Source organism: Neobacillus sp. CF12, assembly GCF_030348765.1.
GTDB lineage: Bacteria > Bacillota > Bacilli > Bacillales > Cytobacillaceae > Neobacillus.
The window spans coordinates 2,872,295-2,883,876 of the sequence record NZ_JAUCEU010000007.1 but is presented as its reverse complement, the minus strand read 5'-3'; the positions used below and the strand labels follow the sequence as shown (position 1 = coordinate 2,883,876).

Below are 11,582 nucleotides of genomic sequence, written 5' to 3'. Positions count from 1 at the left end.
AGAGGTGAGAAATATGATTATGCTAACAGGTCAAAGTTTAACATTGGAACAAATGAAAGAGGTACTATACCGAAAAGGAAAAGTATTTGCCTCTGATAGTAGCATGGATCTTGTAAAAAAGAGCCGTGAAGCGGTTGAGAAAATCGTTTCTGAACACAGAGTAGTCTATGGGATCAACACAGGATTTGGAAAGTTCAGTGATGTATTAATCGATAAAGAACACGTTAGAGATTTACAGCTTAATTTAATTCGCTCTCATGCATGTGGAATCGGGGAACCATTTCCGGAGTTGGTTTCGAAAGCCATGGTTCTTTTACGTGCAAATGCACTTTTAAAAGGATATTCAGGTGTCAGACCAATTGTTATCGAGAAACTAGTAGAACTAGTAAATAAAGAAATCATCCCGGTGATTCCACAGCAGGGTTCATTAGGAGCAAGTGGAGATTTGGCGCCTCTCTCCCATTTAGCCTTAGTGCTGATTGGGGAAGGGGAAGTTTTTTACAAAGGAAATCGGATGGAATCAAATCGAGCGCTGCAAATGGAAGGTATCCTACCGATAACTCTAGAGGCAAAAGAGGGTCTTGCATTAATAAATGGAACACAGGCGATGACAGCAATGGGAATTGTTGGCTATCTAGAAGCAGAACAGCTGGCATATGAAAGTGAGCTTATTGCGGCAATGACAATGGAAGGGTTAAACGGAATTATTGATGCGTTTGCCGAGGAAGTCCATATCGCAAGGGGATATCAGCAGCAGATTGATACAGCCGCGAGAATTCGCAGGTACCTAAGTGATAGTTTATTAACTACCGTTCAAGGAGAATACCGTGTTCAGGATGCCTATTCGTTAAGGTGTATTCCACAGGTTCATGGTGCTTCGTGGCAGGTACTTGACTATGTGAAAGAGAAATTAGAAATTGAAATGAATGCTGCGACAGATAATCCATTAATTTTTAATGATGGTGAAAAAGTTATTTCTGGTGGGAATTTTCATGGTCAGCCGATTGCTTTTGCAATGGATTTTATGAAAATCGCGGTCGCGGAACTTGCGAATATTTCCGAAAGACGAATCGAGCGTTTAGTAAATCCACAATTGAGCGATCTGCCGCCTTTCTTGAGTCCTGAACCCGGGTTACAATCAGGTGCTATGATTATGCAATATGCAGCTGCGTCATTAGTATCAGAAAATAAAACACTTGCCCACCCAGCAAGCGTCGATTCCATACCCTCATCTGCGAATCAGGAAGATCATGTGAGTATGGGAACGATTGCCTCAAGGCATGCCTATCAAATCATTCAGAATGCTAGAAGAGTTCTGGCGATTGAACTAATTTGTGCGATGCAGGCAGTTGAAATACGCGGCGTAGAGAAAATGGCCACCCAGACCAAACGGATGTATGTGAAAGGAAGAGAATTCGTTCCTTCCATAATAAAGGATCGGATCTTTTCGAAGGATATCGAGAAGGCAGCCGTAGGACTAAAAGAATTGGATTTAAAGCAACTCATTCAGCAATTTGATAATGTGAAGTAAACAAAAAAGGCGTGAAACATCACGCCTTTCATTATTCTATTTCTTCGGTTTCTACTCTATTCTTAAACGCTTCTCTAACTACAAGGAACTCTTCATCCCCGATAGCATCCTTTGAATGCTTTACAACTTGATTATCCTTCGGTAAATTTCCAGGATGACCCTTCTTTTTGTGATTAAAATGTTCTCCACGTGCCAAATTGAACACTCCTTTCGTCTACGATTGTATCATTCCCAAACGATGTAATTTTATAAGTAAGGGACGTAGAGAGGTGAATACTTACTCTTCGTTAATTTTTTCCTCTGACTTTGCAGGGGTGCACATGCGATCAATAAGGAAACCAAAAAACACCATAAAGGCAACGGGGATAGCATAGTTCAACACATGAATGGCTGTCATCGGCTGAATTCACCACCATTATTTGAATATTAATAATATTTAGTATATTTTAATGTTGTTAATGCAATATGTCAATTGTCACAAATTAGACAAATTTCATAAAATTTTTATTGATTTTATATACCTTTTTACAAAATCTTTCCCTTGGGAAAAATAGTAAATTTCGACTATAAACACTCTGATTTTCCAATAAACTTCCATAAGAAGTGTATGTTATAGATAAATTCGATAGTATGCTAAGAGTAAAATGTAGAAATTTGGTAGAATTTGTGTAAAAAAAAGGTTCGAATTATTAATATGTTTGACAAAAAACAACACGCTACTAAGAAAGTACTATATATAATGAACGTAGGAATTAGGAATTACGAATTACGACGACTGAGACCTTACCTATTGAATATACTGAATACTCACTATTTATAGGCTAAAAGTTACAGAAAAAGGCAAACCTATTGAAAAATAGGGACGCAAAGCCGAGGATCTAAGGTAGGTAGGGTTTCTTACTATGATGGCCGGGCTACCTGGAATACAAGGTATTTTAGGGGTGAATGAAATGGTAATCACTGATAGCATGCTAAATGGAATGGACGCGGAATGGCTGGCTCTTATTAAAGAAGCAAAGGAACTGGGTCTTTCGAAGGAAACAATCCTTGATTTTCTCCATCAGAATGAGGTTAGAGAAGTACTAGTTAAGAATCGCTAAGATACATAAAAAACAAAGCATACTACAAACACTATCGTAGTATGCTTTGTTTTTTAGTGTTAATCATTACTTTGTTTGATTCGCCACTTATTGAATTCAATAAAATCACGAAATTGTTCTTTCGAGACACCAGAATCCATTGCTTCTTTTACAATGTTCATCCAATCACTGTCTAATTCTTCTTTATTAATTTGCTCATTTATTAGATGATCAACAGGAACGTTTAATACAGAAGAAATCTTTTCAAGAAACTGAATAGATGGGTTAGTTTGCAAGTTTCTTTCCAGAGAGCTCAAATATGATTTAGCAACTCCTGCTTGCTCAGCAAGTTCTGATAAAGACATTTTTTTTTCTAAACGAAGTTTTTTAACACGCTCACCTATCATTTGGCTCACTCACCTAATATTTATTATAGCTATAATAATTTTATCAAAAAAGTTGAAAAAGTTCCATATAAAGAACACCTTATTAGGGTAAAAAATTCACCTCTAATCGAATATTTTTTGAAATTATGGTTTGATAACGATAATATTAAAGTGTGTTTTAAATTTCTGTAATAATACATAAAAATAATAATAAAGGTTGGGGAGTTATGATTGTTCTTAAATCACAGCGGGAAATCGAAGCGATGAAAAAAGCAGGAGAAATCCTTTCATCATGCCATAAAGAAATTGCAAAATTAATAAAGCCTGGTATAACTACCTGGGAGATTGATCAATTTGTCGATGAATACTTAAGTAAACACAAAGCAATCCCTCAGCAAAAAGGGTATAAAGGCTATCAATATGCAACTTGTGCCAGCATAAATGATGAAATATGCCATGGATTTCCAAGAAAGGAACCATTGAAGGAAGGTGATATTGTCACCATCGATATGGTTGTCAATTACAATGGTGGATTAGCTGATTCTGCTTGGTCCTATGCAGTTGGGAATGTATCGAAAGAAACGCAAACATTATTAAGGGTAACAAAGGAAGCACTCTATAAAGGGATTGAACAGGCAGTCAACGGTAATAGAATCGGTGATATCGGCCATGCCATCCAAACGTATGTAGAGGGTCAGGGCTTTTCAGTTGTCCGAGATTTTATTGGGCATGGAATTGGTGCCGTTATCCATGAAAAACCGGATGTGCCACATTACGGGTTACCTGGAAAGGGACCAAGAATTAAGGAAGGAATGGTGTTTACCATTGAGCCTATGGTCAACGTCGGCATGTATCAAACAAAAATGGATAGTAATGGATGGACAGCACGGACGATTGATGGCAAATATTCTGCTCAATATGAACATACCATTGCTATTACCAAAGCGGGGCCTATCATTTTAACTGAACAGGAAAAATAAAAAACAGATCTTCACGAGATCTGTTTTACTTATTTTTGCGTAGATTTCCTAGTTCTTCCACCAATGCTTGCATCTCATTGGGGCTAAACGAAGGCTTCTTAATAACCATCTCATATATTTCTTTTAATTCTTCGTACATTTCTTCATCAAAGTGTGATGGTTTAATGGCTCCAAGATTTAATACTTTTAGTTTCTCTTTTATTTGTTCAATCATGTACTCTACATTTTCAGTAGTCTTTTCTGATAAGTTCATCGGCGTCACCTCTTTTTAAGATTTATTACTTTATCTTTTCATTTTCATTCAAATAAGTCAATCTAAACATGTTTTGAAATCCTAAATGATGGGTAATGAATAAAAGGAATAAACTGTAGCCTCTTGCATTTGACTGCATGCTTAAAGCAAAATATAGAATAAGGAAGTTGGTATTTTTTTCATAGTGATGAAATGAATGATAAAAACAGTTTGGAAGGAGAGGTTAAAAAAATGGGAAAAAACTTTTTTTTGAGAGGTCTACTCTTTGGAGCGGCAGTAGGGGGAGCGCTTAGTTTATTAGATAAGCAAACCCGAGAAGCAATGAAGGTAAATGTAAAAAAAGCGTATAACCAAGTATCTTATGTGGTTCAACATCCTAGAGAAATCACCGAAAATGTTAAAGAAACGGCTGGGAAAATAAAAAATACCATTGAGCAAGTAAGTGAGGACATTTCTTATATTACAGGAAAAGTGGACGAACTCCGTGAGTTAACTCCCCAGGTAAAAGAAATAGTTAAGGATACAAAAAGTGCATTTTCTAACCATGAAGATTCGGCACTCATCGAAGATTTATTAAAAGAAGTTGTCGTGGAAGAGGAAAACGCAAATAAATAGAAAATCGTATCTGTAAAGGAGAGGTGAGAATTGGAGAAGGTAGTGAATGTTCGCAAATCTTTGTTTAGACTGCTCTGGCATCGGATAGAAGAAGATGATATTCCAGGTTTATCCGCTCAACTTGCCTATTTTTTTCTTCTTTCACTTTTTCCACTCCTTATCTTTATTTTTACATTATTGCCCTATCTGCCCATACCACACCATGATATTCTAGGCAGTATTAGAGAGTTTGCCCCTCCTCAAACAATGGAGTTAATTGAAAAGAATGTTAATTATGTTATGAATAATCGGAATGGAGGATTGCTTTCATTCGGGGTCATTGGTACCATTTGGTCTGCATCTAATGGAATTCATGCACTAGTAAGAGCTTTTAACAAAGCCTACAATGTCAAAGAAAGTCGTTCTTTTATTGTATCTAGAGGTATGGCCATCCTGCTGACTGTTGGTATGATTTTGGTTTTTATTGTTGCTGTATTACTTCCTATATTTGGAAGGGAAATTGGAGTACTTCTCTTTTCCTATTTAGGATTTACAGAGGAATTTCTTCATATTTGGGATATGTTAAGACTCGTTGTAAGTGCCCTTATATTATTTTTAATTTTCACTGGATTGTATTGGATTGCACCCAATGTTAAATTACGCTGCAGAAGTGCTTTTCCAGGAGCCGGTTTTGCGACTGTTGGCTGGATCCTTTCATCCTACGCTTTATCGTTCTACGTAAGTAATTTTAATAACTTTTCACTGACATATGGAAGTATTGGAGCCATCATTGTTTTACTGATTTGGTTATACATATCTGGTTTTATTATCATTATCGGTGGTGAAATTAACGCGTTCTATAGTGAAAAAAATAAAACCAATTGTTAAAATTTATCCTTTATGAAATGATGCTGACTTGCAAACAATATTAGCGGGGAACAAGTACTAAATAGGGGGTACATCATGACGAAGAAAACCAAAAAAGATGGCGGTACAAAACAAAAAGGTAAAGGCAGTAAAGGAAATAAAACATCAGGTTCTGCTAACGGCAGTAACGGATATCATTAAATAGAACCGGGCTTAGCCCGGTTCATTAATTTTTTAGAAGTCTTAAACTGTTTAGAATAACAAGGATGGTACTGCCTTCATGTCCAATAACACCAAATGGCAGGTCAAGCATTTGAAAAAAGTTAGATGAAATTAAGAGCATAATGACTGTAATGGAGAAAATGACATTCTGCTTGATAATTCGATTCATCCGTTGCGAAAGATGAATCGCTTCTGCAATCCTGGGTAAATCATTTTTCATCAACACGACATCGGCCGTTTCAAGTGCAACATCCGTGCCTTCTCCCATAGCGATTCCCACGTTTGCAATAGCTAGTGCAGGTGCATCGTTAATTCCATCCCCTACCATCGCGATGGTTTTATATTTTTCCTTCAACTTTTTAAGTTGCTCTACTTTTTCTTCAGGCAAGCATTCAGCAAAATACTGATCCACGTGGCTTTCATCGGCTATGGCCTTTGCCGTTTTTTCGCTATCACCCGTAAGCATGACTGTATAGATACCTTGTTTCCTTAAGTGATCAATCGCTAGTTTTGTTTCTGTTCGAACAACATCTTTTAATGCTATCATGGCTGCTGTGACGTTGTTAATTTGCACAAATACAAGCGTATTGCCCTGACTTGCTAGGTCTTCTGCTTTTCCGTCAGCAAAGGATTGAGCGGCTTCTTTTCCAATAAAATCTGCTTTCCCAATTTTCCAGTGCTCCCCATTTATCTTCGCTTTAACTCCCCATCCAGGTACATCTTCAAGATTTTCCGGCTGAAGAAGTTCACGTTCCAAATGTCTTTTCACGTATTTTACAATGGACTGTGCAAGGGGATGGTTTGATTGATTTTCAATACAAGCAGCCTTCCATAAAAGATCCTCTTTATCAAAGTTTTCATTCACGATGATTTCGGTAACCTCTGGTTTCCCTTTTGTAAGTGTACCTGTTTTATCAAATGCAATCGCTTCTAAATGGCTTAGATTCTCTAAATGTACGCCGCCTTTTACTAAAATCCCTCTTTTGGCTCCGTTTGAAATGGCAGACAACGTTGCAGGCATAATGGAAGCAACAAGAGCACAAGGGGAGGCAACAACCAACAAAATCATTGCTCGATAAAACGATTCATTCCAAGACCAATCAAGTAAAAAGTAGGGCAGGAACATCATTAATAAAACAGCAGCTAATACGGTTTTTACATAAGATCCTTCAAAGCGTTCGATAAACTGTTGTGATGGTGATTTTTCGCTTTGAGCGGATTGCACAAGCTCAATTATTTTATGAAAGAGTGTTTCATTACTTGCTTTCGTTGTTTGAACAGTAATGGCGCCTGTTAAATTTACTGTTCCTGCAAACACCTCTGTATCAAGCCCTTTCGAAACTGGCATGGATTCTCCAGTAATGGCTGCTTCATCAATGTTTGTGTAGCCATTACGAATGATTCCGTCTGAGGGTATTCTTTCGCCAGGCTTCACTAGGATGTTATCGCCAACCTTCAGTTCCGTAACGGGAACACGTTTTTCAATCCCATTATTAATAAGAAGTGCTTCTTCAGGCTGGAGCTTCATTAGTGAGGATATTTCTTTATGACTCTTGTTCATCGTATAGGTCTCTAATGCACCACTTACTGCAAAGATAAAAATTAATATCGCACCTTCCGTCCAATAGCCGATAATCGCAGAACCAATTGCTGCAAAAATCATTAGCATTTCAACGTTTAGCTCTTTGTTTTCATACGTTGCTTCAATTCCTTCTTTGGCCTTTGCAAATCCGCCTATAACAAAAGCCAATAAATAAAAGAGTATAGAAGCAACCTGATCCCCCATCTTATCCGTAATCCATCCAGCTGCAATGAAAACCCCGCTTAATCCAGCTGCAATAAGTTCTACATGTGGTTTAACTTTCTCAATAAGGCCTACTTTTGGCAGTCCATTTGATAATCTCTTAGCATCCGCACTCATTTTGTTCCCTCCCCTAGCTTTATCTGTCTAGCTGCAGCGCCTAGGGGCTCGGGGTCATAAGCCAATCTGTCAAAAAGGTTAAAGAACAACCTTCTCGCCGGCTCGTCTTATGCCTGTCGCCCCTGAACACTAAGGAAAGCTCCTTAGATTACTCCTCGCAGGAACAAGCTCTGCTTGTTCCGAAGGCGCTTCCGCTTTTCTAATTGAGAAAAATAATCAAAATCATTACCCTTAAAAAACACGAAAGCTGTCATCAAGGAGATGACAGCAGACTTCAAAAGATTAATTTTATTAGATTTATTTTATTAAATTTATTTTATCATACATTTTATGTTAATTATATGAAAATGCTCCAAAAGCCTAAGAGTTATGCCGCTCTACCATGGAATACGTTTTTTTGCCGAAAACATAAATGATGAATGCTAGTAGTAACAACATCGTACTAATAATATAAAAGAAACTTATCTTTTGGAAAAACTGAATAAATAACCCGCCGATAATCGGACCACTTAAACTTCCTAAGCTAAAAAAGATACCGCAAAGTAAATTTCCTGTTGCTAATAAATTCTTCGGTACCAAATCAGTCATATAGCTAATTCCAAGTGAAAACGTTGAGCCCACAACCATTCCGGATAATAGGAACGAAACCAGAAGACCAATAAAGGAATGTTCAAATATACTCGCTGAAGTAAAGGTTAGGAATCCTAGAAGAAGAACGATCATTAAGATATTTCTTCGGCCATATGAATCACTTAGGACACCCAGTGGCAGCTGAGTGATGATACTTCCTATGGCAAAGGCCGTTAATACTAGGGAAACACTTGCTACGTCAATCCCACTTCTTAGGGCATAAACCGGAAAGCTGCCGTTTAAAGAGGATTCTAAAAAACCGTAACAGAAAGGTGGTAGAAAGGCTACCCAGCCAACCTTCATTGTTTTGCCAAAGCGCTTCATGGTGTTAAAGAATGAATTGATTTCTACTTCCTGTTCCGGAAACTCGTTCTTAAGTGTAAAAACAAATAGCCAGCCGATTAAACAAAGGATGGAGGAGACGATAAATGGCAAGGCTTCATTAACATTTACAAGAGGGGTCATTAGAGGACCGCTTGCAAAACCAATTCCAAAAAATAAACCATATAATGAGATATTTCGCCCTCTTTTTTCATTTGGAGACGACGAGGTGATCCAGGTTTGTGTGGCAAAATGTAAAGCATGGTCACCAATACCTATTAGAGCCCGTAAACAAAACCAAAACCAAAAAGATTTCCATAGTGGAAACAGTGCAAGGGCAGCAACCACAAGTCCGCCCCCGATAATAATGGTCGGTTTATACCCATATTTTCGTAATGGCATTTCCATAAAAGGAGAAACGAGCAGGATTCCGATATAGAGTGCAGTTGCATTTAATCCGTTTAGAGAGGAGGAAATCCCGCCTTGTTCAAAGATAACTGCAATCAGTGGAAGCAGCATCCCTTGTGAAAAGCCAGAAATAGCAACAATGGTAACTAGAACCCAAAAGCGAAAATTAATTTTATTCATAAATTGTCCTCATTATTTGTAATTAGTAACCAATTTATGGCTACAAAAACGATGGTAACGAGAAAATAGGGCATTTGCAAGTAAAATATTCGTTATATGAAAGCAAATTTAGGGTAATCTCTTATTAAGAAAATTTTATACATTTTTTCACCCCATAGGAGGAGTAACTGTGGAAAAAATATTTATGCTTCTTACATTTATCGGTGTCCCGCTTTCAGTGATTGGGACATTTCTGCATTGGCCCACCATGATACTCTTTATTGTTTACTGTGTTTCAATCATTGCACTGGCTAGCTATATGGGGAGAGCAACTGAAAGTTTGGCCATTGTTGCAGGACCACGGATTGGAGGACTGTTAAATGCTACCTTTGGAAATGCCGTTGAATTAATCATTTCAATCTTTGCATTAAAGGAAGGATTGGTTGGGGTAGTTCTCGCATCATTAACGGGGTCAGTTCTAGGTAACCTGCTCCTTGTTGCAGGATTATCTTTCTTTATCGGCGGGTTGAAATTTAAAAGACAGACGTTTAATGTGCATGATGCACGTCATAATTCTGGTCTGCTTATGTTCGCTGTGATCGTTGCCTTTGTTATCCCAGAAGTTTTTTCAATGGAAATGAATGAGTCGAAAACATTAACCTTAAGTATTGGTATATCCATTATACTTATCTTACTTTATCTTGCAGCGCTATTTTTTAAATTGGTTACTCATCGTGGAGTCTATCAAAGTGAAAATGCTGGAACGCATCATGAGGAAGTACCAGAATGGAGCAAGGGAAAGGCAATCTGGGTACTTTTAGCTGCAACTTTAGCTGTTGCCTATATTTCTGAGAATCTTGTCCATACATTTGAATATGTAGCAGAATCTTTCGGCTGGACCGAACTCTTTATTGGGGTCATTATCGTTGCCATTGTTGGTAACGCTGCAGAACATGCCTCTGCTATTGTTATGGCTTTTAAAAATAAAATGGATATTGCCGTTGAAATTGCCATTGGATCAACACTGCAAATTGCAATGTTTGTTGCGCCTGTGCTAGTCCTACTATCTCTTTTCTTTGCTAAAACCATGCCGCTGATCTTTACACTTCCTGAGTTAATAGCAATGGTGACCTCGGTCCTGCTGATGGTTGTAATTTCAAATGATGGTGAATCAAACTGGTTCGAGGGACTGACCCTTCTTGCCGCCTATTTCATTATGGGCATTGGTTTCTTTCTCCTATAAGAATGACCATGTAAAAAGACTCTGGGCTAGTTGCCACAGAGTCTCTCTTTTAATATTTAATTCGATGTAAGGGTATACCTATAAATGTGCTATAATTTTCAAGCAATATGCTATATGGGGTAAAACCAATCGCGTTTCTTGGGCCCATCAATCACCAACCTTCATGTTTAATTTATTATTGAAAAACACGAGTGTTGAATTTTCATATATGAGTGGAATCCCAACCTCCTTATCGGTAAATGGTCGTCGATTGATTACTGCCCTCCTTTTTTATAGGTTAAGTATATTATAATTGATTAATTGAATTTTGTAAATGTTCAGATTATTTTTTTTTTAAGGAGTGACATATGGCATTATTTTATCGTTCTTTATTTTTTATTATAGGATTATTTATTATGACCTTTGGTGTGGGTTTAACCATAAAGGCGGAACTCGGTGTAGGTGCCTGGGATGCTTTAAATGTTGCTCTTACCGAATTGATTGGTTTTACGATTGGAACCTGGATCATAATCGATGGAGCAGTATTAATTTTTGTAAATGCGTTGTTGTTAAAAAGAAGACCAGAAATTTTATCGCTTTTAACCATCATATTAATTGGTGGATTAGTGGACTTCTGGATGCTTCTAGTACTTGAATTTTGGGAAATCAATGGATTAATGATTCAAATAGTAACGTTAGGTCTTGGACTTTTCATTATTGGACTTGGTGCTGCGATCTATTTACAAGCAAAGTTCCCTTCGAGTCCGATTGATTCTTTTATGATGGCGATTAGAGAACGTTTTCGTGTTAATTTAATGGTGGCTAAGACAATTGGAGAACTAGTAGCATTGTTTCCAGCACTTTTGCTTCAAGGTCCGATTGGTATAGGAACAATCATTATTACCTTTACCATTGGTCCGTTTGTACAACTGTGTTTTCCTTATTTTGAAAAATTAATGAAGAGGTTGATAGAAGGTAATCTTCAGGAGGAATTTTGAAAAATTAAGTG

12 protein-coding genes and 1 riboswitch are annotated in these 11,582 nt (G+C 37.5%); of the genes, 7 read left to right on the top strand and 5 right to left on the bottom strand.

Annotated features, from left to right (window positions below; all coding sequences use genetic code 11):
• Positions 1-13 precede the first annotated feature (13 nt).
• Entirely contained in the window at positions 14-1,531 is a 1,518-nt protein-coding gene (gene hutH, locus QUG14_RS13635; protein ID WP_289341079.1) for a histidine ammonia-lyase, read from the top strand.
• 31 nt (positions 1,532-1,562) lie between these two features.
• Here the strand turns inward: hutH and QUG14_RS13630 are convergent, their stop codons facing one another.
• Complete coding sequence (locus QUG14_RS13630; RefSeq protein WP_221828553.1) at positions 1,563-1,727, bottom strand: hypothetical protein; 165 nt, start codon at positions 1,725-1,727, stop codon at positions 1,563-1,565.
• 633 nt (positions 1,728-2,360) lie between these two features.
• Positions 2,361-2,453, top strand: a riboswitch (cyclic di-GMP riboswitch).
• A 28-nt stretch (positions 2,454-2,481) separates the two neighbouring features.
• Here QUG14_RS13630 and QUG14_RS13625 point away from each other — a divergent pair.
• Positions 2,482-2,631, top strand: a complete 150-nt coding sequence (locus QUG14_RS13625) for an anti-repressor SinI family protein (protein WP_289341078.1) — start codon at positions 2,482-2,484, stop codon at positions 2,629-2,631.
• Positions 2,632-2,690: 59 nt separating this feature from the next.
• Here QUG14_RS13625 and QUG14_RS13620 read toward each other — a convergent pair whose 3' ends face one another.
• On the bottom strand, positions 2,691-3,017 hold the full coding sequence (locus QUG14_RS13620; RefSeq protein WP_289341077.1) for a helix-turn-helix domain-containing protein: 327 nt from the start codon (positions 3,015-3,017) through the stop codon (positions 2,691-2,693).
• A 206-nt stretch (positions 3,018-3,223) separates the two neighbouring features.
• Here QUG14_RS13620 and map point away from each other — a divergent pair, with 206 nt between their 5' ends.
• Positions 3,224-3,976: a type I methionyl aminopeptidase gene (gene map / locus QUG14_RS13615; RefSeq protein WP_289341076.1), complete on the top strand. Its 753-nt coding sequence runs from the start codon at positions 3,224-3,226 to the stop codon at positions 3,974-3,976.
• A 25-nt stretch (positions 3,977-4,001) separates the two neighbouring features.
• Here map and QUG14_RS13610 read toward each other — a convergent pair whose 3' ends face one another.
• Complete coding sequence (locus QUG14_RS13610) at positions 4,002-4,229, bottom strand: DUF1128 domain-containing protein (RefSeq protein ID WP_221828560.1); 228 nt, start codon at positions 4,227-4,229, stop codon at positions 4,002-4,004.
• A 231-nt stretch (positions 4,230-4,460) separates the two neighbouring features.
• Here QUG14_RS13610 and QUG14_RS13605 point away from each other — a divergent pair, with 231 nt between their 5' ends.
• Entirely contained in the window at positions 4,461-4,844 is a 384-nt protein-coding gene (locus tag QUG14_RS13605; RefSeq protein WP_289341075.1) for a YtxH domain-containing protein, read from the top strand.
• A gap of 30 nt (positions 4,845-4,874) precedes the next feature.
• Entirely contained in the window at positions 4,875-5,711 is an 837-nt protein-coding gene (locus tag QUG14_RS13600) for a YihY/virulence factor BrkB family protein (protein WP_289341073.1), read from the top strand.
• A 205-nt stretch (positions 5,712-5,916) separates the two neighbouring features.
• Here QUG14_RS13600 and QUG14_RS13595 read toward each other — a convergent pair whose 3' ends face one another.
• Together QUG14_RS13595 and QUG14_RS13590 are read right to left on the bottom strand one after the other, a co-directional pair.
• A complete protein-coding gene (locus tag QUG14_RS13595) occupies positions 5,917-7,833 on the bottom strand; it encodes a heavy metal translocating P-type ATPase (protein ID WP_289341072.1) in 1,917 nt (638 codons plus the stop codon).
• A gap of 360 nt (positions 7,834-8,193) precedes the next feature.
• Positions 8,194-9,372 carry an MFS transporter gene (locus QUG14_RS13590; protein WP_289341071.1) on the bottom strand — a complete coding sequence of 393 codons (1,179 nt, stop codon included), beginning with the start codon at positions 9,370-9,372 and terminating at the stop codon, positions 8,194-8,196.
• 169 nt (positions 9,373-9,541) lie between these two features.
• Here QUG14_RS13590 and cax point away from each other — a divergent pair, with 169 nt between their 5' ends.
• Together cax and QUG14_RS13580 are read left to right on the top strand one after the other, a co-directional pair.
• Positions 9,542-10,594: a calcium/proton exchanger gene (cax, locus tag QUG14_RS13585; RefSeq protein ID WP_289341070.1), complete on the top strand. Its 1,053-nt coding sequence runs from the start codon at positions 9,542-9,544 to the stop codon at positions 10,592-10,594.
• 347 nt (positions 10,595-10,941) lie between these two features.
• Positions 10,942-11,571 (top strand): YczE/YyaS/YitT family protein, encoded by a 630-nt coding sequence (locus QUG14_RS13580; RefSeq protein ID WP_289341069.1) that lies wholly within the window; start codon positions 10,942-10,944, stop codon positions 11,569-11,571.
• The last annotated feature ends 11 nt before the right edge of the window (positions 11,572-11,582 follow it).

Coding starts and splice junctions, on each gene's coding strand:
- hutH (WP_289341079.1), top strand. CDS start 14: ATGATTATGCTAACAGGTCAAAGTTTAACATTGGAACAAATGAAAGAG.
- QUG14_RS13625 (WP_289341078.1), top strand. CDS start 2,482: ATGGTAATCACTGATAGCATGCTAAATGGAATGGACGCGGAATGGCTG.
- QUG14_RS13620 (WP_289341077.1), bottom strand. CDS start 3,017: ATGATAGGTGAGCGTGTTAAAAAACTTCGTTTAGAAAAAAAAATGTCT.
- map (WP_289341076.1), top strand. CDS start 3,224: ATGATTGTTCTTAAATCACAGCGGGAAATCGAAGCGATGAAAAAAGCA.
- QUG14_RS13610 (WP_221828560.1), bottom strand. CDS start 4,229: ATGAACTTATCAGAAAAGACTACTGAAAATGTAGAGTACATGATTGAA.
- QUG14_RS13605 (WP_289341075.1), top strand. CDS start 4,461: ATGGGAAAAAACTTTTTTTTGAGAGGTCTACTCTTTGGAGCGGCAGTA.
- QUG14_RS13595 (WP_289341072.1), bottom strand. CDS start 7,833: ATGAGTGCGGATGCTAAGAGATTATCAAATGGACTGCCAAAAGTAGGC.
- QUG14_RS13590 (WP_289341071.1), bottom strand. CDS start 9,372: ATGAATAAAATTAATTTTCGCTTTTGGGTTCTAGTTACCATTGTTGCT.
- QUG14_RS13580 (WP_289341069.1), top strand. CDS start 10,942: ATGGCATTATTTTATCGTTCTTTATTTTTTATTATAGGATTATTTATT.